27 protein-coding genes and 2 pseudogenes are annotated in these 25252 nt (G+C 59.8%); 10 read left to right on the top strand and 19 right to left on the bottom strand.

Translation table 11 applies throughout. The features are described 5' to 3' along the window. Window positions 1-96: 96 nt before the first annotated feature. Window positions 97-1140 (top strand): annotated as a pseudogene (gene dinB, locus FHT28_RS35240) (DNA polymerase IV); the annotation flags it as partial. Between the two features lie 268 nt (window positions 1141-1408). Here dinB and FHT28_RS35235 read toward each other — a convergent pair. The 3 genes from FHT28_RS35235 to FHT28_RS35225 all read right to left on the bottom strand — a co-directional run bounded on the left by FHT28_RS35235 (window position 1409) and on the right by FHT28_RS35225 (window position 4324). Next, window positions 1409-2317, bottom strand: coding sequence for a 3'-5' exonuclease (locus tag FHT28_RS35235; protein WP_246705053.1), 909 nt, complete (start codon window positions 2315-2317; stop codon window positions 1409-1411). Between the two features lie 380 nt (window positions 2318-2697). Next, window positions 2698-3093, bottom strand: a complete 396-nt coding sequence (locus tag FHT28_RS35230; RefSeq protein ID WP_168598843.1) for a hypothetical protein — start codon at window positions 3091-3093, stop codon at window positions 2698-2700. Between the two features lie 343 nt (window positions 3094-3436). After that, a complete protein-coding gene (locus FHT28_RS35225) occupies window positions 3437-4324 on the bottom strand; it encodes a LysR family transcriptional regulator (protein WP_168598842.1) in 888 nt (295 codons plus the stop codon). A 107-nt stretch (window positions 4325-4431) separates the two neighbouring features. On the opposite strand from FHT28_RS35225, the gene FHT28_RS35220 reads away from it, so the two are divergent. The 4 genes from FHT28_RS35220 to FHT28_RS35205 all read left to right on the top strand — a co-directional run bounded on the left by FHT28_RS35220 (window position 4432) and on the right by FHT28_RS35205 (window position 7440). Next, window positions 4432-5064: a glutathione S-transferase family protein gene (locus FHT28_RS35220; RefSeq protein WP_168598841.1), complete on the top strand. Its 633-nt coding sequence runs from the start codon at window positions 4432-4434 to the stop codon at window positions 5062-5064. Between the two features lie 69 nt (window positions 5065-5133). Continuing rightward, window positions 5134-5904 carry an enoyl-CoA hydratase/isomerase family protein gene (locus FHT28_RS35215; protein ID WP_168598840.1) on the top strand — a complete coding sequence of 257 codons (771 nt, stop codon included), beginning with the start codon at window positions 5134-5136 and terminating at the stop codon, window positions 5902-5904. 90 nt (window positions 5905-5994) lie between these two features. After that, entirely contained in the window at window positions 5995-6672 is a 678-nt protein-coding gene (locus FHT28_RS35210) for a peroxiredoxin-like family protein (protein ID WP_168598839.1), read from the top strand. A 54-nt stretch (window positions 6673-6726) separates the two neighbouring features. Further along, complete coding sequence (locus tag FHT28_RS35205) at window positions 6727-7440, top strand: SDR family oxidoreductase (protein WP_168598838.1); 714 nt, start codon at window positions 6727-6729, stop codon at window positions 7438-7440. 40 nt (window positions 7441-7480) lie between these two features. Here FHT28_RS35205 and FHT28_RS35200 read toward each other — a convergent pair whose 3' ends face one another. After that, the gene (locus FHT28_RS35200; RefSeq protein WP_168598837.1) at window positions 7481-8170 is read right to left on the bottom strand and encodes an SDR family NAD(P)-dependent oxidoreductase; all 690 of its coding nucleotides are present in this window, start codon (window positions 8168-8170) and stop codon (window positions 7481-7483) included. Window positions 8171-8269: 99 nt separating this feature from the next. Here FHT28_RS35200 and FHT28_RS35195 point away from each other — a divergent pair, with 99 nt between their 5' ends. After that, on the top strand, window positions 8270-9178 hold the full coding sequence (locus FHT28_RS35195) for a LysR family transcriptional regulator (RefSeq protein ID WP_168598845.1): 909 nt from the start codon (window positions 8270-8272) through the stop codon (window positions 9176-9178). A 403-nt stretch (window positions 9179-9581) separates the two neighbouring features. On the opposite strand, the gene FHT28_RS35190 is transcribed toward FHT28_RS35195, so the two are convergent. The 4 genes from FHT28_RS35190 to FHT28_RS35175 form a co-directional block, all read right to left on the bottom strand. Then, window positions 9582-10373 (bottom strand): transporter substrate-binding domain-containing protein, encoded by a 792-nt coding sequence (locus FHT28_RS35190; protein WP_168598836.1) that lies wholly within the window; start codon window positions 10371-10373, stop codon window positions 9582-9584. A gap of 99 nt (window positions 10374-10472) precedes the next feature. Beyond that, the gene (locus FHT28_RS35185; protein ID WP_168598835.1) at window positions 10473-11132 is read right to left on the bottom strand and encodes an amino acid ABC transporter permease; all 660 of its coding nucleotides are present in this window, start codon (window positions 11130-11132) and stop codon (window positions 10473-10475) included. An 11-nt stretch (window positions 11133-11143) separates the two neighbouring features. After that, a complete protein-coding gene (locus FHT28_RS35180) occupies window positions 11144-11941 on the bottom strand; it encodes an amino acid ABC transporter ATP-binding protein (RefSeq protein WP_168598834.1) in 798 nt (265 codons plus the stop codon). Then, window positions 11938-12561, bottom strand: a complete 624-nt coding sequence (locus tag FHT28_RS35175; RefSeq protein WP_168598833.1) for an urea carboxylase-associated family protein — start codon at window positions 12559-12561, stop codon at window positions 11938-11940. Before FHT28_RS35175 ends, FHT28_RS35180 begins: the two co-directional genes overlap by 4 nt. Window positions 12562-12935: 374 nt before the next feature. Here FHT28_RS35175 and FHT28_RS35170 point away from each other — a divergent pair, with 374 nt between their 5' ends. Continuing rightward, window positions 12936-14114 carry a M24 family metallopeptidase gene (locus tag FHT28_RS35170; protein ID WP_168598832.1) on the top strand — a complete coding sequence of 393 codons (1179 nt, stop codon included), beginning with the start codon at window positions 12936-12938 and terminating at the stop codon, window positions 14112-14114. Window positions 14115-14183: 69 nt separating this feature from the next. Here the strand turns inward: FHT28_RS35170 and FHT28_RS35165 are convergent, their stop codons facing one another. From FHT28_RS35165 to pxpB, 8 genes are all read right to left on the bottom strand, one after another. Continuing rightward, the gene (locus FHT28_RS35165; protein ID WP_168598831.1) at window positions 14184-14597 is read right to left on the bottom strand and encodes a VOC family protein; all 414 of its coding nucleotides are present in this window, start codon (window positions 14595-14597) and stop codon (window positions 14184-14186) included. A gap of 45 nt (window positions 14598-14642) precedes the next feature. Further along, a complete protein-coding gene (locus tag FHT28_RS35160) occupies window positions 14643-15809 on the bottom strand; it encodes a Xaa-Pro peptidase family protein (protein ID WP_168598830.1) in 1167 nt (388 codons plus the stop codon). Window positions 15810-15937: 128 nt separating this feature from the next. Further along, entirely contained in the window at window positions 15938-16570 is a 633-nt protein-coding gene (locus FHT28_RS35155; protein ID WP_168598829.1) for a GntR family transcriptional regulator, read from the bottom strand. 10 nt (window positions 16571-16580) lie between these two features. Continuing rightward, on the bottom strand, window positions 16581-17822 hold the full coding sequence (locus FHT28_RS35150; RefSeq protein ID WP_168598828.1) for a hydantoinase/carbamoylase family amidase: 1242 nt from the start codon (window positions 17820-17822) through the stop codon (window positions 16581-16583). Then, on the bottom strand, window positions 17819-18766 hold the full coding sequence (locus FHT28_RS35145; RefSeq protein ID WP_168598827.1) for an NAD(P)-dependent oxidoreductase: 948 nt from the start codon (window positions 18764-18766) through the stop codon (window positions 17819-17821). The genes FHT28_RS35150 and FHT28_RS35145 overlap by 4 nt, the downstream gene beginning before the upstream one ends. Next, window positions 18763-19407, bottom strand: coding sequence for a GntR family transcriptional regulator (locus FHT28_RS35140; protein WP_168598826.1), 645 nt, complete (start codon window positions 19405-19407; stop codon window positions 18763-18765). Before FHT28_RS35140 ends, FHT28_RS35145 begins: the two co-directional genes overlap by 4 nt. Further along, window positions 19404-20375: a biotin-dependent carboxyltransferase family protein gene (locus tag FHT28_RS35135; RefSeq protein WP_168598825.1), complete on the bottom strand. Its 972-nt coding sequence runs from the start codon at window positions 20373-20375 to the stop codon at window positions 19404-19406. The genes FHT28_RS35140 and FHT28_RS35135 overlap by 4 nt, the downstream gene beginning before the upstream one ends. A 1-nt stretch (window position 20376) precedes the next feature. After that, window positions 20377-21096, bottom strand: a complete 720-nt coding sequence (gene pxpB, locus FHT28_RS35130) for a 5-oxoprolinase subunit PxpB (protein ID WP_168598824.1) — start codon at window positions 21094-21096, stop codon at window positions 20377-20379. 185 nt (window positions 21097-21281) lie between these two features. Between pxpB and FHT28_RS35125 the strand changes: the two genes are divergently transcribed. Continuing rightward, window positions 21282-22058, top strand: coding sequence for a 5-oxoprolinase subunit PxpA (locus FHT28_RS35125; RefSeq protein ID WP_168598823.1), 777 nt, complete (start codon window positions 21282-21284; stop codon window positions 22056-22058). A gap of 10 nt (window positions 22059-22068) precedes the next feature. Continuing rightward, a complete protein-coding gene (locus FHT28_RS35120; protein WP_168598822.1) occupies window positions 22069-22923 on the top strand; it encodes a D-amino-acid transaminase in 855 nt (284 codons plus the stop codon). A gap of 139 nt (window positions 22924-23062) precedes the next feature. Here the strand turns inward: FHT28_RS35120 and FHT28_RS35115 are convergent. Further along, a pseudogene (locus FHT28_RS35115) lies at window positions 23063-23215 on the bottom strand (metal-sensing transcriptional repressor); the annotation flags it as partial. Between the two features lie 249 nt (window positions 23216-23464). Beyond that, window positions 23465-24385 carry an alpha/beta fold hydrolase gene (locus tag FHT28_RS35110; protein ID WP_168598821.1) on the bottom strand — a complete coding sequence of 307 codons (921 nt, stop codon included), beginning with the start codon at window positions 24383-24385 and terminating at the stop codon, window positions 23465-23467. 156 nt (window positions 24386-24541) lie between these two features. On the opposite strand from FHT28_RS35110, the gene FHT28_RS35105 reads away from it, so the two are divergent. Next, window positions 24542-24997, top strand: coding sequence for a helix-turn-helix domain-containing protein (locus FHT28_RS35105; RefSeq protein WP_168598820.1), 456 nt, complete (start codon window positions 24542-24544; stop codon window positions 24995-24997). Here FHT28_RS35105 and FHT28_RS35985 read toward each other — a convergent pair. Then, a partial coding sequence (locus tag FHT28_RS35985; protein ID WP_210255983.1) for a hypothetical protein occupies window positions 24972-25252 on the bottom strand: 281 nt, incomplete at its 5' end. The genes FHT28_RS35105 and FHT28_RS35985 overlap by 26 nt on opposite strands.

The raw sequence follows: 25252 nt of genomic DNA, 5'->3' as shown, positions 1-25252 counted from the left end.
CCGGATGCGTAACGAAAGGCGCACGTCCGGTTCGGCGAGAGGCGATGAGAGACCACCCGCTGCGAGGCGGCTAGGCGCTCATCGCCTACTCTACCCTTCTACGCCTCCGTCGAGCAGCGGGATAATCCGGAGTTGCGCGGCAAACCGCTGGCCGTCGGTGGTGCTGCCGCCCGCGGTGTGGTGGCGGCCGCCAGCTATGAGGCCCGCAAGTTCGGGGTTCATTCTGCCATGCCGTCGGTCACGGCGGCGCGCAAGTGCCCGGATCTGATTTTCGTAAAACCGCGCTTCGAAGTCTACCGGGCGGTCTCGCGGCAGATCCGAGAGATCTTTGCCGAATACACGCCATTGATCGAACCCTTGTCGCTGGACGAAGCTTATCTCGACGTGACGGAAAACCTAAAGGGCATGCCTGTCGCCACGGAGATCGCGCTGGAAATTCGCGCGAAGATCAAAGCGGTGACCGGCCTCAACGCATCAGCCGGGATTTCCTACAACAAGTTTTTGGCCAAGATGGCGTCCGACCTCAACAAGCCAAATGGCCAGGCGGTGATCACGCCGAAGAACGGGCCGGCCTTCGTCGACCGCCTGGTCGTCAAGAAATTCCATGGTGTCGGTCCAGCTACCGCCGAGAAGATGCACCGGCTCGGGATCGAGACTGGGGCGGATCTGAAGGCGCAGTCACTGGCGTTCCTGACGCAGCATTTTGGAAAGTCTGGGCCCTACTTTTATGGCATTGCTCGCGGTGTCGATAACCGCCAGGTTCGCCCGGACCGCGTGCGAAAATCGGTTGGCGCTGAGGATACGTTCAGCGAGGATATCAACGATCTTGATCTCGCGACGAGCGAGCTGAGGCCTCTGGCGGAAAAGGTCTGGGGTTATTGCGAAGCCAGGGCGTTTAGCGGCAAGACTGTCACCGTGAAAATCAAATACTCCGACTTCACTCAGGCGACGCGCAGCAGGACCACCGCCCTGCCCTTTGTCAACGGCAATGAGATTTTCGAGGTAGCAACCGGGCTGCTGGCGACCGTTTATCCATTCAAGCGGTCGGTGCGCCTTTTGGGCGTAACGCTATCGTCACTCACCCAGGATCGTCACAGAGATAACGATCAGGATCAGTCACAGCTGGATTTCGGGATGTAGGCAGAAACGAAAAAGCCTGCCGCGGGAGGAGGTGCGGCAGGCTTTCGAAACAGTTCAACAACGGCTGGGAGGAGGAGTGCCCTTGTCCGTCAAGCAGTCCTTGGGAGGAGGAGTGGGCTACCTGAGTGACGAAGCTTTGCGGGAGGAGGTGCATTGCTTCGTTGAGATTTCTTATACAAGCATTCTGCCAGCTGCGTTAGCGGCTTCACAGCAGCTCAGCCATGCGCTGGGTGCAAGCCGAGGAAAAAGGTCGCCCAATTTGACGCCACTAAGCGCGAAAGCGGTCGAAGGCGGTCAGGTATCTGGTGGGTGGATCCGCTTCCGGGTGGCGGTAGATCTCTGTGCGGAGGTAGTGGAATTCGTCAGCCAAAGCGGCCTCGTCCACTTCGATCCACCAGGATTTCGGGCGCCCCTCGCTGCCATCCGACCAACGATAGCCCCTCGCCTTCAAGTGATCCTTGAGGTCGTAAGGGCTGTTCTCGGCAAAAATGCGCACCCGGGATCGCTGGCTTGCCCTGTAGAGCTCCGCAAACGGAGACCAGTAATCCCCCTCAACGTTGCGATCCAGGACTTCCAGCAGGGCAAAGCAGTCGTCCACGGCGCGATGGCCGTCATGGAAATAACCGGCCTGACCGATGAGGTACCCGAGCTTACTGCCTTCGAACCCAAGCGCCGACCAATCGATCTCGGCATTCGAACAGCCCCAAGCCTTGTTGCAGAACACACGGGAAAACGCTTCGCAGAAGGGTCTGTCGAATCCGGCATTGTGGGCGATAATCAGGTCCGCTGGAGCGACGAGAGTCTCCACGGCCACTATGTCGATCTTCTGGCCGGCGACCATGTCGTCGGTGATCCCCGTCAGCTTGGTAATCTCTCGTGGAATCGATTTGCCGGGCTGCTGCAGGCCGCCATAAATCCCCGTCACGTCGCCGATCACGCCCTGTTCATTGAAGGTGAATGCGATCAAGCCGATCTCGATAATCTCGTCCTTGCGATGGTTGAGGCCAGTGGTCTCGGTGTCGAGAATGATGCCATTGAGCGGGAATTCCGGGCGTGGACTGCGCACAACCGGGCGGGCCTCGAGCTTTTGCAAGATCCGATAACGACCTGTTGCCTCAAGCTGATCGACCATCTCCTGCTCGGACACGGCGACCTTCGCCGTGCGCGCGGCCGGCATTTTCACAGGAGACTTGGCCGGAGCCGCCGGTGGTCCGTCCGAAAACATATCGAACTGGGCAAGGTGCGCTGCACGATTATTCTGCGTCATGGAATAGGCATTACCACGATGTCGTCCTGTGGTCATGAACCCGGGATGTCAGGTCGAGGCATGGTCCACAGTCTTCGATAGCGATGGGCCGATATGTGGCGTCGATCGATCAGTGCGATCATCGACCGCTACCGGACATCAATGCACGCCGATTGCCCGCATGTTGTTCGGGAGCACAATCTTGATGACCTTGTCGAAAATCTCCGACTTGAGGAACTGCCTGGCGGTTACTGCCAGGCCGGGCGAATTTTGAGGAGAATTTTCCAAAAGGCCAAGCCAGGTCAGAGGCCTTATGAAATTATACGCAATGAAGAAGCTTGCCTCATGTCGCGGTCCGAACGGCCCCCTGCTTGGAAAAGCTCGACCGGCAGTGCCCATTCGGTGAATGTGCCGAGCGTCAACCAATCGCCCATTCGGTTAGAAACAATGCCGAGCATATGCCGCAGATCCCAGAACAAGGCCGCGGCCTCGGGCGACAGACTTTCCTGCAGCGGGGCGGCCAAGATCCATTCGGTTAGAAATGCCTGAAGCGCACCATGATCGCCGAGAATAGACCTGCCTGCTTTCGTCAGAATAGCTTTGCCCCTGTAATGGCGGATGAGGCGCAAGTCCTCTAACGCCTCGTGCAGGATAGATAACGGCGGGAAATCCGGTTCGTTGAGAACCTTGTTCACCGAATAAAGCACATCGGGTTCCAAGCCAGGCCAGCGGAATTCATGTGCTGCCCATTCGACGCATTTGCGATGGAAAGCTCCCAAAGACTGGGTCAAGGGGATGCCGCCGGACTGCTCCGCGTAGCGAAGGAGTTTCATGCCGTTGATGGCGAGCGGGCTGTCCGCCAGCTCTTGTTCCGAAAGATCGGATGAAATGAAGATCAACGGCGAAAGTGTCGACTGTCTGAACATGCTCGCATGATGACCAAATTCATCGACGCCGTCATCGTGAAATCCCTCTCCGTCGATGCGGTTCTGGCCTCTTGAGCCATATGGAACTTCCCGCCCGGCTTTTCCGAAGGAATTTAGTTGTGGCCTACATCCTTTGCATCGCGACGATTGATCCCGCGAAATCGGCGAAGGCGCGCGCCTTTGTACTTGCCAGCCTGCCGGTCGGGAAGACCGCCCAGAGATCGATCCGTGGAAGTTCCCAGTCTTCAAGGACGCGCCGCACCGTACCGTCTGCCAGTTCCGGTGCAAACATCCAGTCGGACGCGACCGCGAGGCCCATATGCGACAGGACTGCGGTGCGGATGCCTTCGGCCGCGCTAAACCGCGCCCGGCCGGAAACAGTGACCGAAGCCTGTGCTCCCTCACGGCTGAAGGTCCAGGCGTTGCCTAGCTGGGTATAGACAACGGCCTGATGGGCCGCGAGATCGGCCGGAGCGAGGGGTATGCCGTGACGTTCGAGATAGGCCGGGGTTGCGATCACCGAGCGGCGGCCGGTCGCCAGCCTCCTCGCCACGGCGGAGGTATCGGCCAATTCGCCCATTCTCAGCGCCACGTCGATGCCCTCGGACACGAGATCGATAACCCGGTCGTCAAGAATGACATCGACGTCGAGATCGGGATGATTGTCCATGAACTGCAACAGATACGGCAGGATCATGATCCTTGCAAAGGTGGTCGCAGCGCAAACCCTTAGTCGTCCTGACAGTCCGGCCCCAGCGCCCTTGGCCTCCAGCTCCGCCTCGTCGGCTTCCTGTATCGCTGTTCTTGCCCGCTCGAAGAAGCGTAACCCTGCATCGGTGGGCGCCAGACCGTGTGTAGAGCGGACGACGAGGCGGACCTGCAGCCGGTCCTCCAGCTGCGCGATCGTTTTCGAGATCGCCGGCTGACCGACGCCGATCTGCCGGGCCGCCGCCGAGAAGGATCCTGTCTCCACCACCCGCACGAACGCGGTCATCGCCTGCAATCTATCCATTGCCTATTCTCCTTGGGAATAAGCATTATCGCTTCAACGTGCCTGCCGCAAGATCACAGGAATGGTCATAACTCTCTCCAACGGAACACGATCCGATGGAGACGAACATGATCGAAGTCCACGCCTTTGCCACTCCGAACAGCATTAAGGTGCTGATCGCGCTCGAAGAGATGGGGTTACCCTACGATTTGAGACCGGTGAATGTCCGCAAGGGAGAGCAGAAAGCGCAGGCGTTTCTCACTGTCAATCCGAACGGCAAGGTGCCGGTCCTGGTCGAAGACGGCTTTGTTCTGACCGAAAGTGCTGCCATCCTCGTCTATCTCGCCGAGAAGACGGGCAAGCTCTTGCCAAAGGATCGTATCGGCCGCGCCCGCGTCTTCGAGCAACTCTTCTTCCATGCCTCGGGCTTGAGCCCCGCCTTCGGCAATGCCGGCTTCTTCAAGCGCTCGTCGCCCGAGCCGCAGCCGATCGCAGAGGCGCGCTTCACGACTGAAGCCGAACGGCTCCTGGGGATCCTCGATGACAAGCTTGCCTCGCAACCTTTTGTGGCCGGAGAAGAGTTCACTATCGCCGACGTCGCCCATTTCGGCTGGATGTGGCGGATCCAATTTCCCGGCCTGACCCTCGATGGCCGCCCAAACCTCTCCCGCTGGTTCGAGACCGTGGCTGCACGCCCCGCCGTCCAGCGAGCTACCGCCCGCCTCGAAGCGCTGGTCGAAGCTCCAGCTCCGGCGGCCTGAAGCATGCGCTTTCTCTCCCGCTTCCTCTTCAATCCCGACCGCAAAACCCGGACACACAGGAGTACACCCATGTCCCGTTTCGATACCTATAAAAACAGCTTTCCGAACGCCCGCCTGACCCGCTCGGCAAGCGGCGTTCTCGAAGTTGCGCTGCACACCGATGGTGGCAAGCTCGTCTTCAACGGCCACACGCACGAGCAGTTCGTCGATCTCTTCCACGAGATCGGCGCCGACAGCGACAACCGCGTCGTCATCCTGACCGGCTCGGGTGACGCCTTCATGGACGCCATCAACCCCGAGGGCTTCGATTTCTTCTCTCCGCGCGGCTATGACAAGATCCTTCGCGAGGGCAAGAAGGTTCTCATGAACATCCTCGACATCGAAGTGCCAATGATCACGGCGCTCAACGGCCCTGTCTTGCTGCACTCGGAATACGCGTTGCTGACCGACATCATTCTGGCGACGCCGGAGACCGTTTTCCAGGACAAGCCGCACTTCGACTTCGGCATCGTTCCCGGTGATGGCGTCAACCTGCTCTGGCCCGAGGTGATCGGCAGCATCCGCGGCCGCTATTTCATCTTGACCCGCCAGGTGCTGGATGCGGCAACCGCGAAGGATTGGGGCGTCGTTAACGAGATCGTGCCCGCCGACACGCTGCTCTTCCGTGCCCGCGAGATCGCCGAAGGTATTGCAGCGCTTCCGCCCCTAACCAGCCGCTACACCCGCATTGCGCTGACGCAGAAGCTGCGCCGGATCATCGACGAAGGTGCGGGCTATGGGCTGGCTCTGGAAGGCATCAGCGCCGCGGAAGTCGCCCGCTCCATGGCCGCCAACGGCTGATCAATCCCCCATTCATCTCCGGACTTCGGGGCGAATCCTAAAGTCCGGCCTTCTCACACCAATCTCAATTCTATTCGAAGGAGAATGACCATGACACTTCAGTCCAAGCTCGACGCTTTCAAGGTCGATTTCGAAGCCGGCAAGCCGCCCTATAACGTCCCTTACTCGGTAATCGAGACGATGCACCGCGCCACCGCCGAACTGATTGCCTCTGGTGCCGCACAGAAGGCGCTGAAAGCCGGCGATAAGCTGCCGGTCTTTACGCTTTCCGATCCCGACGGCAATCCGGTCTCGTCTGCCGATCTCCTCGCGCATGGCCCGCTGGTGATCAGCTTCTATCGCGGTGTCTGGTGCCCCTATTGCAACATGGAGCTTCAGGCCCTGCAAGAAGCCCTGCCGCAGTTTGAGGCGCTCGGTGCGAAGCTTGTCGCCATCTCGCCGCAGAACCCGGTCAACAGCCGCAAGTCGGTGCGCCAGAACAACCTGACCTTTCCGATCCTATCGGATCCGCATAACGACGTCGCGGCCGCCTTCGGCCTGCGCTTCGAGATGCAGGACTACCTGGTTGACCTCTACAAGTCGCTGAAGAACGACCTTCCGGCCTTCAACGGCGATCCGAGCTGGACGCTGCCCATGCCCGCCCGCTACGTCGTCGGCCAGGAAGGCGTCATTCTCTATGCCGAGGTCAATCCGGACTACACGCGCCGTCCGGAACCGGAAGACATGTTGCCCGCGCTTCGTGCGGCAGCAACCCGCACCGCCGCCTGATCCGATCCACACCAAAGGACCCTGCCTCTTCGAAGGTGGGGTCGGGGATTTTCCATGAAGAGAAGATTTCTGATCACAGGTGCCAGCAAGGGCATTGGCCTTGCTCTGGCAAACCGTCTCGCCCAACAGGGTCATGAGGTTATCGGCATCGCCCGTAGTTCGACCGACGGTTTTCCTGGCCGTCTCCATTCGCTGGATCTTGCCGACCACGCAGCCGGCGACGAACTCGCGGCCATCGTGCGCAACAGCAGCGTAGATGGGATCATAAACAATGTCGGCCTCGTGCGGGCAGAGCCGTTGGGCGATATCGCGGTTGAGACGCTTGAAGAAGTGATGCGCGTCAATCTGCATCCGGCTCTGGTTGCCACCCAGGCGGCACTTCCTGGCATGCGCTCGCGTGGCTGGGGGCGGATCGTCAATATCTCAAGCCTCACCGTCCTCGGCAGCGTGCAGCGCACCAGCTATGCTGCGGCCAAAGCAGCGCTGGTGAGCTTCACAAGGAGCTGGGCCCTCGAACTTGCCGAAACCGGGATTACGGTGAATGCAGTATCGCCGGGTCCCACGGAAACGGAGCTGTTCAGGGCAAACAACCCGGCCGGAAGCGACGGCGAAGCCCGCTATCTCGCAGGCGTTCCGATGCGCAGGTTCGGCAGGCCGGAGGAAATCGCCGCTGCGATCGCTTTCCTGCTGTCAGATGACGCTGGGTTCGTCACTGGGCAGACCCTCCACGTCGATGGTGGCGCCTCGATCGGGAAGGCGCTAGCATGAACGAAGTCTGTCGCCCAACTCTTCTTCAGCTGCGGTCAGGTCACCACGGCAGGGACGCGTTGAAGCGATCGACGTAGCGCAGGCCGGGCTTGCCGCGGTTTGCTTCGACCATATCGACGACGAGCGGGATGCTTTCTTCAACTGAAAGCGAGGCATCAGAGCCGCCCATCTCGGTGCGGACCCAACCTGGGGCAACGAGGAGAAGCGTGTGTCGCTCTTCTTCATGCTGTGATGCATAGCCTTTCATCAGCATGTTGAGGGCCGCTTTGCTGGAAGAATAGAGTTGCCAGGCCCCCTTGGCATTTTGGATGCTGCCGAGTTCCGACGTCATGATGGCGATCGTCCCTCCGGCTGGCACCAGATCCCCCAGAAGCTCGGCTGCGCGAACAGGCGAGAACGCATTCACAAGCATCATATCCAGGAAATCGCTTTCATCAGCGACTTCAGGGCTCTGCTCGATCGCACGTGCGATACCGGCGTTGATGAAAAGGACGTTGAGCTGACGCCCGGTCAGGCGGCTCTTCAGGGCCCTTACGCTCTCAGCGCTCGCGATGTCGACCGTTTCGATTTTTAGGCTTCCTGGAAATCGAACATCAAGATCGGCGAGCTCGCGGGAAGGTGTACGCACTGTGGCTATCACCCGCCAACCACGTTCCAGCCACTCTTTCGCGAGTGCGAATCCCAAGCCGCGCGAGGCGCCAAGAACCAGTACTGTCGATTGCTGTGTCATGGTGTGTTCCTTTCTGCTTTGCGTGTCAAAGTAGATTTCTTGAACTGCAAACAACAGCGCATATCTGTCATATCATTTCGGACGTGGAGTCATGGAACAATGACGTATGACGGGCGACTACTGACCGGCGTGAGCGTTTTCATGGCAGTTGTGGAAGCAGGGACGATGACGCGAGCGGCTGAGGCATTGGGGATGACCCAATCGGGCGTCGGCAGATCGATACAGCGACTGGAGGCGCGGATTGGGATACGCCTTCTCGACAGGACAACGCGGTCTTTGAGGCTGACAGACGAGGGACGGCGTTTCTGGGAGCGCGTGGGGCCTCATCTCGATGGCATCGAGGAAGCCGCCATCGACGCAGCTGGTGCTACAGAAAAGGTTCGCGGCCGGTTGCGCGTCAATGTCGATCCCTTCTTCTCACGACTGGTGCTGGCGCGCGAGCTCGCCAGTTTTCTGGATCAACATCCAGACCTGCGGCTTGAGCTGATCATGCGCGATCATATCGGTGATCTGGTCGCCGACGCTTTCGACATGGCTTTACGGTTTGGAGAGCCACCCGTGGCGGGTTTTACCAATCGGAAAATGTTGGAGACCCGGATTTTGACCGTCGCGTCACCGGCCTACCTGGAAAAACATGGCAAACCCGGGCACCCGCGCGACCTCATCAATCACACCTGCATCGATTATCAAGACCCAACGACTGGACGCGCATTCGAATGGGAATTTCGCCGAGGAAGTGAGATATTTCCGATCCGCCAGTCAGCGCGATTGATGGTCTCGGACGTCGAGACCATGATCGGCGCGTGCCGTGAAGGAGCCGGCATCGCGCAAATCATGGAACTCGGCTCGCAGCACATCATGGAAAGCGGCAAGCTCGTCGAGATCTTTCCCGACTGGCCCGACGAGACTTTTCCTCTTTATGCAATCTTTCCTTCACGACGTCATCGCGCTGCAAAGGTCCGTGTCTTCACCGATTTTTGTTCAGGACTACTGGGGCGCGCCGATTAGCGGCGCCAGTCGAGGATCGATCTGCAAAAGACAACCGGCGAATGCTTTATCTACCGTGAATGACATTTCTTGAAGTGGTGAACGAGCACCGCAAACGCATTTTGACCGGTAATTATAGCTCTTGATGGGATTAGAACCTCTGATTCCCCATAGCGAGTAATATTCGCACATTTTTTCAAAGCCTTATGGCGACTGCATTGGTAGATGGGGCGCAAATGTGTTGAGGCAAACGCTCGATAGCGACCATTTCCCAATAATCTAGCGCTGCTGCCAAAGGGAATTGTTCCCAGGAAATCCAATTTGAACCCACATCGACGAAAGCAGGCCGAGAAGCCAGTTCAGGACCCGAGAAGTAATGGATGTGCCGCGGCAGGTATGATAGCCGCGGCAAGAGTGGAGCGGATTACGGAAGAATGCTTTTGATGGGATTTTTCGGGGCTGGGTTGAAGCCCACCAGATCCGTCGTGAGCTTGGCGTAGGTGCCATCCGCAATCATGTCAGCGAGAGCCTTGTTGACGGCCTTAACCAGCTCGGGCTTGCCCTTCTTGACCGCAAAGCCCTTCTGGATATGGCTAACGAATTCCGGCAGAACCTGAAGCGGCATATTTGCGGACTTGATCATGTAGCCAGCCCCGATCGCATCAGTGATCTCAGCGTCGATGTTGCCGTTGATAAGATCCTGGATGCCGTCGGTCTCGGCCTTGTAGCCCTTCACGGTGGCTCCCTTGTCTTCCGCTATCTTGGAGAAGGTGGAGGATGCCAGCGCGCCAACCGTCTTGCCTTTCAGATCATCCGGCGACTTGATGGGCGAGTTGTTCGGAACGACGACAACGCCGCCGGATTCCAGCCAGCCATCGGCAAAAACAACCTGCTTCTGACGCTCGGGCGTGATGTCCATGGCATCGCTTGTAATATCATATTGATCGGCCTGAAGTCCGATCAGCAGCGATTCCCACTTGATGATGACAGGCGTGTATTCGAGACCAAGCCGTTTGGAAATCTCCTTCATCACGCGGATTTCAAGACCATCGAGAGTCCCGTCGGCTGCGCGCATGCTAAACGGCGGGAAAGTGCCTTCGGTGGCGACCAGCAACTTTCCGGGCTGCAGCAATTCAAGATCGGCGGCCGAGGCTGACGCCTGGCCGGAAAAAACGGCGGCTGCGGCAAAAGCAAAGGCGATTATCTGACGTTTCATGTCTGTTCCCTTCTTCATTCTTGTTGGAGGTCTCTTGCCGCTCGGCAACAAGAGGTCAGTCTCCCCGGGCAGGACGCACGAGGAATAAAGGCAGTCGGTTCAGCTGTGCACCGCGTAGCGGCGCTCCAGCCAAGCCGCGAGTTGCGTGAAGATCGTCGTCAAGAGCAGATAGATCACCGCGACCGCAATATAGAAGTCGAACGGACGGAAGGTCATCGCGATCAATGTCTGAGCATAGAGCGTCAGCTCGACAACGGTGATGGTCGATAGAAGCGACGTATTCTTCAGCGTCGAGATTGCCTCATTCGTCAGGGACGGAAGCACGATGCGGAACACCTGCGGCAGGATGATGCTGCGCATCGTGGCGGCGTGATTGAAGCCAATCGCAAGGGCCGATTCCATTTGCCCGCGCGGGATTGCCGACAGACCGCTGCGGATGATTTCCGCGACATAGGCGCCGCTGTTGATGCCGAGCGCCAGAACGCCCGCCGTAAACGGCGAGAGCCTGATGCCGATCTGCGGAAAGCCGAAATAGACGATGAAGACCTGGATGATCGTCGGCGTGCCCCGAATGAACCAGATGTAGAAGGCAGCGACAGCGCGGACCCCGCGCCAACTAGACCTCTGGCCGAGGGCCGCAAGGAGGCCCGAAATCCAGCTGACGACAATGGTGAGGATCGTCAGCCAGAGCACGGTCCAGGACGCCACCAAGAAGCCGGGGCCGTACAGGCTGACATCCGTCAGAAAATTCGTCGGCATGATCATGCTCCCTAGGCAGTCTTGGCTGCCGCGGCGCCATAGGCCAGCCCGTCGTGCAGAATACGGTGGAGGAATTGCCGCAACCGGTCGCTCTGGGGGTTGCGTAAGATCTCCGGCGCGCCAGATTCGGCCATCACGCCCTTGTCGAAGAACAGAACGCGTGAAGATACGTCGCGGGCAAAAGCAATCTCGTGCGTCACCAGCAACATGGTCATGCCTTCCGATGCGAGTGAGGCCATCAGGACCAGCACTTCATGGACGAGCTCGGGATCGAGCGCCGAGGTCACCTCATCGAACAGCATCAGCCGAGGCTTCATGGCAAGCGCCCGTACGATCGCTACGCGCTGCTGTTGTCCGCCGGAAAGCCGGGTCGGATAACTGTCGCGCTTTTCATAGAGGCCGATGCGCGACAGAAGCGCCCCGGCCTCTTCGATCGCCTGCGCCCTCGGCAGCTTCAGCAGTTTCATGGGCGCATGGATGACATTCTCCAGAACCGTCATGTGCGGCCAGAGGTTATAGCTCTGGAAGACCATGCCGACCCGCTTCCGAAGCGACTGCATCTGCGCCGGCGTCGGCAGAAAGCGGGATTCCGCGTGAAAATCGAAGGACAGCTCCTCGAATTTCAGGAAGCCGGACTGCGGCATTTCGAGGCCATTGATCGAGCGCAGGAAGGTACTCTTGCCGGAACCGCTGGCGCCGATGATCGACACCACCTCACCGGGCTGGACGTCGAGCGAGACGCCCTTCAGGACTTCGTTTTCGCCAAAACTCTTCCTGATATCCTTGAGAGCCAGAAGCGGCGGGGTCATGCGGAGACCTCCGGATAATCCGTGACAATCCGGATTGTCACGTCCTGCGGGGTGCGGTCATCGCCGTTAATCACGGTGATGTCCTGCGGGCAGGCCGATAGCACCAGGACCAGGTCCATCTCGGCGAGAAGTGCGACGAAGTCGCCTGCCTTCGATGCCGGCGCATGGCGCTCCAAGCTCCCGTCGGCATGAACCGGAACGTTCATGAAGAGATTGAGCGAGGCAGGCGTGAACGGCAGATCCTCAGTCTTTTCGGAGAGCGCCTCGTGAAAGTTGTCGGAGCAGCTACGGTGATAGCCATCGCTGCCGAGCTGCTGATAGAGTTCCGCGTTGCAGGGGCAGAGCAAGGTGTCGTGGCGCAGCGAAGCGCTGTCGTCGATCAGCGTCATCATCGGTCGCCGGCGATTGCTGACGACAGTCATCCCCTTTTCGAAATAAATGCTGCTGTTCACCGAGCGGGTATGATCCATGGAGCTGAACTCGCCGGCGTCGGCCGCGCCCACGGCCCAGGTGTCCACCACCTGATTTCCATGGAGGTTGGTGATGACAGCCACCTGCCCCGCTTTCATCTGATATCCGCGGCCGTGGCTCGCGGGCACCTTGTCTGAACTTCCAGTCATTATTTCCGTATCCGTTGATGCCCAAGCCAGTCGTTGGCTTGGCGCGCAGGAGAGGTTCCGGTCTTCGATGCTTTGTTCTGAAAAAATCCTATTCAGTATACCACTGGAATTCAAGCTTTAATTTCAGCTATTTATGACCAAGCAGTAGTCAACATTGACTGTAATTTTTCGGCAAATGATGATTTTTTCATCACGATTCCTCTAATGGGCATTTCGGAGACGCGCTTGCGTTGACCTCGGAACACGATTGGTGTACCGAAAATCCCGGGCGACGCAGCGATCTGAAATAACCGATCTGCGCCCCCCGCGACGATCTATCTTCCTCTCGAATGCGGTCATGTCTCCGCTTCGATTGAGGCCCTCAGGAGACAAGAATGACCCGTTATTTTCCGCAGGAAGAATATGAGAACCGCTGGGAAAAAGTTCTCCAGGAAATGCGGTTGCGCGGGTTTGAGGCCGCCGTCGTTTTTGGCCGCGGCGGCGGCACCACGGATAATTGCGGCGACATTCTTTATCTCTCCAACCACTATGCCATCAGCGGTGGCATGGATTCGCTGATATGGTCAGCGCGCTCCTTCTCGGGAATTATCCTGCAGCAGGGCAGAGAGCCGCAGCTTCATATCGATGAGCCCGAAGTTCGCACCGATCTCGTTTCCATTTCCGATGCGCACTCTTCCAATCATCCTTTCCGCAGCGTCGCAAAAGCGCTGACCGAGAGAGGGATCACCGGGCAGGTGGCGCTGGTTGGCACGCAATTCATTCCCGTGAAGTTCTATCAGCAGCTTCTTGAGGAGGCACCGGATATTCAATGGATCCCGGCCGACGACCTCGTCCAGTCGGTGCGCCGGATCAAGAGCCCCCGCGAACAGGATTGCTATCGCATCGGCGGTGAAACCGCGACGGTCGGCCTGAACCGCCTGATGGAAGGGCTGATCAGCGGCCTTTCAGAGCGTGAAGCCGCCGGCGAAGCCGCCCGGGAGGTAGTACGCCGTGGCGGAAGGCTGCAGATGATAGGCACCAATCATGGGGAAACGCTCGGCTTCGACCAGCGCTTTCCGCTGACGGGATACAGCGCCGATAAGCCGAAGCCCGGCGATATCGTCACCGGAACGCTCCACGGGGCGTTCTACCAGGGCTACTATCTCGATCCCGGCCGGACTGGCGTCCGGGGCAAGCCGACGGCCGACCAGAAGCGGCTGATCGAAGCGGCCGCCGATATCGTGCATCGGCTTTCCGATATGATGCGCCCCGGAGCGAAGCTTCTGGACGTTGCCGCAGAGGGGGATCGGCTGACGGCGGCCTTCGGAGGTTCGGTATCGCCGATCATGAAGAACTTTCCCTTCTACGGTCACGGCATCGGGCTTGGCTTCGAGCAGCCGCGCATTTCCACCGTGATGTCGCTTCCGGAAGATATCGTCGAAGAGAACATGGTGTTCGGCGTCGAAGCCTTCCTCTCCCTCGATGGCGTGGGAGCGGCCTTCTACGAAGATATTCTCATCATCGGCAAGGATGGCAACGAGCTTCTGACGCGCTCCCCCAGCCATTGGTGGTGAATTGCGGGCGAATGCCTGCGTGAAATCGCAATAGTAGAAAGCCGGCGGCCGACAGCCGCCGGTTTTCAGTTAGTGCGCGAAGACGCCGTCGAAATCCTTGAAGCCCTTGACCTCGATCGGATTGCCGCTCGGGTCGAAGAAGAACATCGTGCGCTGCTCGCCCGGCTCGCCCTCGAACCGCACGACCGGCGGAATGTCGAACGCGATGCCTGCGTCCTGCAGACGCTTCGACAGGGTAAACCAGTCGTCCAGCGGCAGGACGACGCCGAGATGCGGCATCATTACCATATGATCGCCGACCTTGCCGGTGCGGGCGACTTCGAAAGGCTTGCCGAGATGCAGCGAGATCTGGTGGCCGAAGAAATCGAAGTCCACCCAGGTATCGGTCGACCGTCCCTCTTCACAACCGAGAACGCCGCCATAAAACTGACGGGACTGGTCAAGATCGGTCACATGATAGGCGAGATGGAAAAGCGAACGCATGGTAGCTCCTTTGCGATATCAGGTTTGAGAGATTGGAAACAGATTTCATCGGACGATCAGATCACGAGGCAGGTCGGATAGCAGTTCGGTGCCATTCTCGGTTACGATGACCGTCTCGGAAGCGCCGACGGTCCAGACGCCGTAGCTGCGCAGGGTCGCCGGCAAATGGAACACCATCCCGGGCTCGATGATGCGCTCGACCCCGGAAAATAGGCTGAGTATGCCGCCCTCGCCCCAATCCGGAGCAAAGGCGATGCCCATGGAATAGCCGATGCGCTTGCGGAAGGCCGCCGTGTAGCCCGCCGCATCGATCACTCGCTGGGCGGCCTCGTGCGGCACAGAGCAGGGAATGCCCGGCCTGATCTCGCGGAGAGCCGTGTCGAGCGCCATAAGCGAACAATCCATCATCCGCCGGGCTTCGACCGCCGGCTCACCTATCCAGACCGTGCGCATCAGCGCGGCATGATAGCGGGCATGGCTTCCAGCCAGTTCGAGAAAGACGGGGTCGCCGTCTTCGAGCCGACGACGGCGCCATGTCATGTGGGGCAGACCGCTGCGCGGCCCCGAGGATACCAGCGGTTCCATCGCCATCACCTCGGACCCGGCCTTTGTCGCAGCATCCAGCATGGCGGCAGCGATGGCGTTCTCATCCGTGCCGGCCCGGCAAGCTGAAATGCCGGCGATAAGCCCTTTCTGAGCATAGCTGGCGGCCAGTCTGATGGCCGCAAGTTCGGCAGGCGACTTCACCACTCTGAGCGGAGGAAGAATGGCGGAGCCATCAGGCATGGCTTCGACGCCGGTCTGCGCAGCGATCCGTTGTGCAAGCATCGGCGAAAGGAACCAGCCTGCAAGCTCGATTGCGGGCCGCGCGATCCCCCGTTCCTGCAAAAGCTGTGCGAGGGCGGAGGCCGGATCCTCTCCATCCTGGTATGCAACAATGTCGTCGATCCAGGTGTTGGCGATCGATCCGGCCAGTTCCAACTGCCGGACCAGCATCGTCAGCTCGCCCTCCACCGGCATGATCAGCGCCTGAAAGGCAAAATAACCCGCTGTCTGACGGCCGGTCAGCCAATAAATATTTTCAGGGATGGTGACGATGAGCGCTTCGTATCCGGCCAGCCCGATGGCTGCGCGGGCACGGTTCTGCCGCTGCTTGAACTCGTCCTCAGGGAAAGCCGCCTCGTGGCCTTTGAATTCGGCAAACTCATGCATCTGGCATTACTCAACTTCGGCATTAGCGTCTCATGATCGAGACGAAAACGGACAACCGTCCGGAATGGATAAATGCGAAAAGCGGTGCCTCCATCGGGAAAGCGCATCGCAGTTTCGCAACGAACGCTCTAGGGCCGGGCGAGCCACCCCAGAAACCGGCTGCGTACGCTGTCGAAATGGGCTTCCATCGCAGCGACGGCGGCGGCGGGATCTCGCGCTTCGATGGCGTCGATCACCGCGATATGTTCAGCGGCCTGCTCTGCAAAGCGATCATGGGTGCGGGTGATAGTGCATCGGCGGGCGATGCTGCGCATCTCCCTCAGCATGGCGGGCAGAAGATGCAGATCCGCCGCTTCAGCAACGGCTTCGTGGAAAGCGTCGTCGTCCATCCAGAAACTATCGAAAGCCACATCTTTTCCTTCAACATAGGCCTGCATGATCTGCCGAGATTGATTGAGCGCGGTCGTCATCGGCCGTTCCGCCGCTCGGGCGGCAGCGGCCCCTTCCATCAGCCGGCGGACCTGGACGATCTCCAGCAGTTGCTCCACGGTCACGGGCAGGACCATCAACGTGCCGTTGGCGAGCCGCGAGACGACGCCCTCTTTCTGAAGCCGCGAAATGGCGGCGCGAAGCGGTGTGCGGGAAATGCCGGATTCGATTGCGAGCGTCCGCTCGGTCAGTAGATCGCCGGTCTTGATCGTGCCTTCCAGAATGCGCTGCTTTAGGTCCTTATAGGCCTGCTGGGCCAAGGTCTCGCTCATGTTATCACCTTCAGCTTCTCGACCACGTGCGATGGAGGACCCGCACGGCCTGCACGAGATCAGCCGGGCTCATCGCCTCGTCCGGATTATGGCTTCCGTTCCAGTTGCGCAGAAACACCATGACCGATTCCCAGCCAGCCTGAGCGAAGGCGGCAGCGTCGTGCCCCCCGCCCGACAGCATGAATCGCGGCTTCAGATCGAAGGCGGCGGCGGTAGCGGCTATGTCGTGGCCAAGCTCGGAGGACAACCGTGTCGGCTGGCTGCGCGACTGCGCGCCGGTGACAACACGCACGCCCCTCGCCTTCTCGACTTTCGCAATCTCGTCCCGGAACATTCCGTCGACGCGTTCGAGAATGGCCATATCGTCGCTGCGGATATCGATGCAGAAATCGACGCGGCCCGGAACCTTGGCAAAGGCATGTTCGGCTGTCGCCGCATCGACGCGGCCGAAGGTGACCGCAAGGTCATGCCCCTCGTCAAGAACTGCACCCCAGGCCTTGTCCATAGCGACGATGAGATCGGCTAAGGCAAAGACGGCATCCGATCTGGCGGCGCGTGGCGCTCCGCCGGAATGGGCCCATATACCCTCGATACGCGCATCCCGATAACGCAAGCCACCGCGCACGCCATGAACAATCCCGAAGGCTTCGCCCGCTTCGTCGAGCACCGGCCCCTGTTCGATGTGCAGCTCGACGAAGCGGGCAGCCGCAAGTCCTGGATTGCGCAGCACGGCATCGGGATCGCCGCCCAGTTCGAGCATGTGATCGGCAAGAGTGCGGCCGCTGTCGGCGCGCTTGGCCTGCATTTCCGGTGCCGTCAGGCGACCGAGCGCTGCCCGTGAGCCGACATAGGAGACGGGAAACCACACGCTTTCCTCGGCCCTGGTCACGGTCACGACGATATCGGTCGGCGGCGCTTCGCCGCTCTTTACGAAGGCGGTTGCCAAGGCCATGGCGCCGACCACACCGGCCGCTCCGTCGTAGGCGCCGCCCATCGGAACCGTATCCAGATGCGAGCCGATGTGAAGCGCAGGCGCGTTCCGATCCAGACCCGGCAGGCGGGCAAAGAGATTGAGCGCCGCGTCGCGTGTGATCTCAAGGCCAAGCGCCTCGGCCTCTTCGATAACAACGCGATGCGCATCGCTTTCTAAACTGCTGTAGGACGGTCGAGTATATCCGGGACCCGGGGCGGAAATGGCATTGATCTTTTCCAGCAACCGCTCGACGGTTTCCCTGATCAGCGTCTCGGTCATGCGGCTATCTCTGCGGGGTTGTTAAGTGCGGTGGCCGGGCGCTCGCCGGATAGAGCAGTCAGCACGTTTCTGGCCGAGCCAACCGCTACGCGGCGCAAGGCCTCTTCGGTCGCGCCGCCGAGATGCGGCGTGAAAATCACCCGATCGGACGCGGCCAGCGGTCCTCGCGGGGCGTCGTCGCTGTAAACGTCGAGACCTGCCGCGGAAATCCGGCCGACCTCGATGGCGGCGGCAAGCGCCGCTTCGTCGACCAGGCCTGCGCGCGCGGTGTTGACGAGGATCGCTCCGTGCTTGACAACGGAAAGCGCCTCTTCGCCGATCAGGTGCCGGGTCTCAGGACGCAGCGGCGTATGCAGCGAGACTAGATCGGCCCGCGACAGGCCGGCGCCGAGGCTGCCGGCCCGTTCGAAGCCTTGAAGGTCGGATATGCGCGGCGAATACACGAGTACTCGCATATTGAGCGCGGCCTTGAGCATATGCGCAAGGCCGGCGCCCGTGGCGCCGAAGCCGATGATGAGGGCGGTCTTGCCCGAAAGCTCCGAGAAGGTCTCGCGTTCGCGAAGGCCGTGAAGGCCGGCACGCTCGCTGCGATCGGCGGCGGAAATACGACGGGCAGCAGCAAGCGCCAGTGCCAGCGCCAGCTCAGAGACGGAGCGTGCATTGGCGCCCGGCGTATTGCAGACGAGGACACCTTTCCTCGATGCCGCATCCTTGTCAACGGCATCGTGGCCGGCGCCATGCACGACGATGACACGAAGGCAATCGCTGGCCTCAATTGCCGCGCCGGACAAGCCGGCATCGCGGGTGATCGCGGCATCGCAGCCGACGATCATCCGCGCAACGGTCTCCGTATCCGGCTTCGGGCACAGGACCGGCTCGACGCCGGCTTGGCGGAGCAGGTCCAGCCCGTCGGCATGAACCGGCTGAACGATGAGGCATCTCATTCGGCCGTCCTTTCGGGAGATAGCGCCAACCTTTCCAGAATGGCATCGCGCGCACGGGTGATGTGTTCGACCATCAGGATACCAGCTCTCCCCGCATCGCCGGCTCGTACGGCGTCGAGCATTTCCAGATGTTCCTCGCAGCTTTTCAGAAAGCGATGCGGCAGGTTGCTGTGGTCGAACATGCAGGTGCGGCGGCGTAGATCGGCGATGGTGCTGACCATCACCTCGCTGCGGCTCGAAAGCGCAAACGTTCGATGCAGGTCGTCGTCCACCCGGCGCTGCTCGTCCTCTTCGCCCGGACCGTGGCGCTGCAGATGGCGAACCCGTTTCTCCAGCTCATCGAGCAAGGTAACGGGAACCGACGTCGCCTGCCTGATGCAGTAGGATTCCAGCACACCGCGCAGAAAAAAGATTTCCTCTACCTCGGCGGCAGTCAGCGTCCGCACCTTCAGAAAGCGGCCATCCTGTTCGGCAAGGCCCTCGGCCTCGATCCGCTTGATCGCCTCGCGCACCGGTGTGCGCGACATGTCCAGGGTCTCGCCCAGCTTTGCTTCCTGCAGCGCATCGCCGGGCATCAAGGTGCCGGACAGGATCATCTCGATGATCTTTCCATAGGCCTGTTGAGCAAGCGGCTGGTTCAATGCAGTATCTCTCCCCGTTGATTGTCGTTTCTCGGCTTTGCCACCAGGTTTGCAAGGATACCCCGTAAAGCCTGCCGTTCGCCGATCAGCAGTTCCTCAGCCCGTTCCTGTGAAACCCGGGCAAAGCGGATCGCCCGTCCGCTCACCACTTGCGCCAATCGAGGCAGGTCGACGGACGCTACTGTGGCGATCTTCGGATAGCCGCCGGCGGTCTGCCGCTCTGCCATCAGAACAAGCAGCCGTCCTGAGGCCGGCACCTGAATGGAGCCGGGGCGGGTGCCATCCGAAACGATGTCGTGTCCGGCGACTGCCCGGATCGGCGACCCGTCGAGCATCTGCGCCATCCGGTCGCGGCGAGCAGAAACGGTGAAAGGCGTCCCCAGAAGCGTCTCCTTGACGTCCGCGGAGAAATAATCGTCTTGAGGACCGTAAATGACCTGAATGGGTCGCGCGCTTCGTCGCCATGGCTGCCGCAGGGCGAGATTAGCCGATGCGGTTGCCTCGCCGAGCGGCAGGTGGTCGCCGGCCTGCAGTCGACGTCCCTCGTGACCACCGAGCCCCGTGCCGAGATGCGTGGAGCGCGAACCCAACACCGGCGTCACATCCACGCCACCGGAGAGCGCGAGATATCCCCAGACACAGTCCCGCAAGGCGCCGATCGCCAGCGTCATCCCCGGCAATAGATCGTAACTCTCCCAAGGATAGACTTTCGTTCCATCGAGCCGGATGTCGACGTCACCGCCGGTCACGGCAAAGCGTACCGGTTGAGTGACCGTAAAACTTCCGCCAACGCCTGCAAATTCCAGCGCCGCAGACATCGGCTCGTTGCCGACAAGAGCGTTGGCAATCCGGAAAGACGGCATATCCATCGGGCCCGAACCGGATACGCCGGCATGCTGAAGGCCCCTTCGGCCCAGATCCTGAACCGTTGCCATCGGCCCTATCTGCTGGATATTCAGGAAGATCATTTCAACACCGCCCCTGGTCCATCTCTCCGGCGCCCATCGAACGGGCAACGATCGCGGCCTCGTCTTCGCTGACGGGGCGGAAACTTACCCCGTCGCCGGCCCGAAGCAGGAACGGCTTGGGCCGCGCCGGTTCGAAAAGCCGCAGCGGCGTCCGGCCGATGAACCGCCAGCCGCTTGGGCCCGGAACGGAATTGATGCTTGCCTGCTTGCCGCCGATACCGATCGCGCTCGCCTCGATTCTCTGCCGGGGCGCAGCAAGACGCGGCGTGTGCAGTATCTCCGGCAGCCCGCCGAGATAGGCAAAGCCGGGTGCAAACCCGATCATATAAACGCGATATTCCACCGACGAATGAAGCTCGATCAACTGAGAGGTCGTCAGATCTTTCATGGCCGCGAGCGCTTCCAGATCCATCCCGACCGCTCCGCCATAAACGACCGGGATGTCGAAATGTCTCGAATGGCTGTCGCCGACTGCGAGGTCCTCCAGCCGGTGCTGCAGGCTGATTGCAAGATTGCGCCCGCGAATGATCTCCGGATCATAGACGACCATCAGCGAGCGATAGGTCGGCACAAGCTCTTCGACGCCGTCGATGGGCGTATCCGTCAGGCTCTGCGCCAGCGCGATGACCTGCCCACTGATCGCCTCGTCGATAATGTCGGAAAGCTCGACGCACAAGGCGCTGTCGCCGCAAGCAAGAATGCGCGGAAACATTTTGGGCATTGCGCGTCGATCCCTTTCATCCGTTACAAGCGGGTGCGATTCTCACCTGGTTTTGGCTATTGCTATTTCAGTATACCAACTGTATGTCAACTAAAACTGCTGTCAACTTGACGCTGCGGGACGGCACGGCGCAGAAATTGTCTTATTGCCGGAAAGCAAGCTTACCCCGCAAGGAGTTCTTTCGGATGGTAACCATCGATCTCAATTGCGACATGGGGGAAAGCTTCGGCGCCTATACAATCGGCGACGACGAGGCGATGCTGGAGCTGATCTCTACCGCGAATATTGCCTGCGGTTTCCACGCAGGCGACCCCGTGGTGATGCGCAATACGATCCTGGCCGCCAAGGCCAAAGGCGTGGCGATCGGCGCACATCCGTCGTTCATGGATCTCTATGGTTTTGGCCGCCGGCGCATTTCCGGCGAGCGCCCGGAAGACCTGGAAGCACAGATCATCTATCAGATCGCAGCTATGCAAGGCATGGCGTCGGCTCTTTCCTGGCCAATGACTCATGTCAAGACCCATGGATCGCTCGGCAATATGGCGGCTGTCGATCCCGAGCTGGCCGCGGTCTGCGTTCGCGCCATCAAGACGGTCGATCCGACGCTTGTGTTCATCACCCTACCCTATTCGGAAACGATGAAGGCTGCCGAAAGGGCCGGCCTTCGCGTTGCCTGCGAAGTTTATGCCGACCGGACCTACGACGACAATGGCATGCTGACCTCTCGCCAGATGGAGGGATCGGTCATTCACGATCCACAGCAGAGTGTCGATCAGACCTTGTCGATGATCCGGGAGGGCTTCATCCCGACCGTAGGTGGAAGGAAGCTGCCGGTCGATGCGGCAACGATCTGCGTCCATGGAGACAACCCCGCCTCCGTTGCGACGGCACGCGCCTTGCGCACGGCGCTCGCCGCACACGGCATCGCCATCGCTCCCTTTGCAAAGCCTGTTTCTGACTGAGGACAACCTATTGACCCGCACTGTTTATCTGAACGGCGCCTGGCTTCCCGAAACCGAAGCGAAAGTTTCCGTTTTTGACCGTGGCTTCCTGTTCGCCGATTCAATCTATGAAGTGACGGCGGTGATCGGCGGTAAACTGATAGATTACTATGGGCACGCGGCTCGACTACAGCGGTCGCTGTCGGAACTCGGCATTGCCTGCCCGCTTTCCGAAGAGGCGCTGCTCGACGTCCACCGGGACATCGTCCTCCGCAACCATCTGGACGAGGGCCTGATCTACCTGCAGATCAGCCGCGGCGCCGACGATCGTGATTTTGCATATCCGGTGAAGGCAGAGCCGACGCTGGTGCTGTTTACCCAGGCGAAGCCGGTGCTGAACAATCCTCGCAGCCAGACCGGCCTGTCGATCGCCACCGTACCGGACTGGCGCTGGGAGCGCCGGGACATCAAGACAGTCCAGTTGCTCTATCCGTCGATGGCGAAAATGGAAGCCATACGGCGCGGTGCAGACGATGCGTGGCTCGTTGAGGACGGGTTCATCACCGAAGGCAGCGCAGCGACCGCCCATATCGTGAAGGCGGATGGCACCCTGGTGACGCGGGGCCTGTCCAATGCGCTGCTGCACGGAATCACTCGGGCAAGCATTATCGATCTCGCTCGTGGTGCCGGAATGACCGTTGAGGAACGTCCATTCTCTGTCGAGGAAGCCCAGGAGGCTGCGGAAGCCTTCATCACCTCCGCCACCAATTTCGCAACTTCAGTGATCAAGATCGATGATGTCGTCATCGGCGACGGTAAACCGGGACCCATCGCCGGGAAATTGCGAAGGCTTTACACCGAGACACGGCTTGCCTCGGCGATCTGAAAGATCAAAGCGGTCATGCAACAATTAATGGCTACGTTCAAATCTCTGTTTGCGTGCGTGTTGTTGCTGCACAGGGACCGCAACCCATAATTGTGATCAGTCCTGCAGCTATGTACGAGATATCTGTGAGGTCATACCGTCAGAGATATTTCGTAATGGTTTTGAAATCGCCGATCGACTGCCGCTTGTCCCGCGAAAGTGGCCCCACGGTCTCCTCGAGACAATGATCAAGATGATCCTGGATGAGCGTCCGTTTTGCGTTGACGATCGCTTTCTCGACAGCCGATAGCTGCCCGAGGGGTCTACCAGGCAAAACCTATCCATGTATTTGATCTTGAAGATATTCAGGCAGCACACGTGCTAATGGAAACGAATGAGGCGGGCGGAAAGGTCGTCGTGCGCATTTGAAGTTGAACAATAGCGCGTTTGACGATGCATCAGATCGTCCTTGCTTATGCGCGCGAGCCTCAAAGCCCGCGCGCGAAACGGGCTGAGCGTTCGATTTGGCGATGTTTTGCCTTCGGATAGCTTGATCTAGGCCTCAGGTCCGCTGCACGAAATCCGCAATCAGGCGCGAGATGATCTCCGGCGCATCTTCGAAGCAGTAATGGCCAACGCCTGGGAGACGCTCGATGGGTGCCGACGGGAACAGCGCGGAGAAGAGCGGCAGGAAATGCTCCGCATGCAGTGTTCTGTCCGCTTCGCCCCATATGGCGAGAGCTGGTTTGCCACGGATGATGCGCTCGGCGGCCGGATCTGGTATCTCGAATTGGTGGGCGCCGGTCGCAAAGCCCTTGGCCCAGCCAAGTGCGCCAAGACACTCGGCCGCCGTGGCAAAGGGGGCAACATAGGCATTGAGCCAGGAGTCGGTGATGACGGTATTGTTTTCGAAGCCGTTGAGCTTGAGCGTGCTGAGGATGTTATAGCCGAGATTGTTGAGTACCGGCTCCAGCGTGCCGTCGGCCTCGGCCTTGATGATCCATTGAAACCATGCGGACAAGGCGGCGTTTGCCATCACCTGATCGCCAAGATCCGGCTGGCCAAACGGTGTCGGGCCGTTTGCCGAGATGATGCGGCGGATGCGGTGTGGATGACGAGCCGCAAAGCCCATGCCGACCGGGCCGCCGAAATCGTGCATGACGAGTGTGATGTCGGTGAGGCCGAGCGCGAGCACGAAGGTCTCCAGATTGGCGATGTGGTCCTGCAGCCAATAGCTGCGTCCTTCAGGCGTTTCGCTTTTGCCAAAACCCATGTGGTCGGGAACAACGATGCGGTGCGTCTGGTTCAGCGTCGAGATCAGATGGCGAAAGAGATAGCCCCAGGTCGGCTCTCCATGCAGGCATAGGATGACCTCGCCGTCGCGTGGTCCCTCGTCCACGTAATGCATGCGAAAACCCGGAGCATCGGTGAAATGCGGAGCGAAGGGGAATGTGCCGGCGAAGGTTGCGTCAGAGGGAATCACGCTGCTCTCCTATTGTGGTTGCAGTTTAAAACCACAAGATGGATATCTCTTGTGGTTTTAGTTTGCAACCGTTATATGGAACGGATGCTCAAGATGCCCATTTGCGCTCTCGAAACGGCATCGGCAGAGATGCGAAAGCAATTAAGGAAGGATCGGATGGCCAAGAGAATAAGCCACAAGGGTTCCTTGTGCGGGGTCGCGCGGCCGCTGGATGCGATCGGCGACTGGTGGTCGCTGCTGATCATCCGCGACGCCTTCGATGGGCTACGCCGGTTCGGCGAATTTCAGAAGAGCCTCGGGCTTGCCAAGAACATCCTGTCCGCCCGGCTGCGCAATCTCGTCGCCCACGGCATTCTCGACACCGTGCCCGCCTCCGATGGCAGTCCCTATCAGGAATATGTGCTGACACAGAAGGGGCGCGGCCTGTTTCCCCTCTTGGTCGCGCTTCGCCAATGGGGCGAGGATTTTTTCTTCGGGCCTAATGAGCCGCATGTCGTCCTGGTCGACAAAGCAACACACCTGCCGGTACGGCGGCTGGAGCTGCGGGCACAAGATGGGCGCATGCTTATGGCGGAGGATACGGAGGTCATTCCGCCAGCGCAAGTGGACTAGCATCTTTTTGATTGGCTTCAAGCGTCGGGACGGCGAAGGTCGCACAAAGTGGGCGGAGTATTGCACTTGGCGGGGTTTCCAACGTCTCGCTTATTCGTCCGCTTTGGTCTAGGTATTTCGCGGGCCGGATTTTGCCCGCGCGATCAAAGCTCTTGAAGGTATGCGAACCGCCGACCCTGTCGTTCAAGCAGCATATATTTGTGCAAATTTTTATAAGCGGTACAGTAACTTGCGCTCCAGGATTGCCGATCTGGA

The sequence above is a fragment of the Rhizobium sp. SG570 genome, from assembly GCF_012275345.1.
GTDB lineage: Bacteria > Pseudomonadota > Alphaproteobacteria > Rhizobiales > Rhizobiaceae > Rhizobium > Rhizobium lusitanum.
The sequence above is the reverse complement of the archived record's forward strand: the minus strand, read 5'-3'. Positions and strand labels throughout refer to the sequence as shown.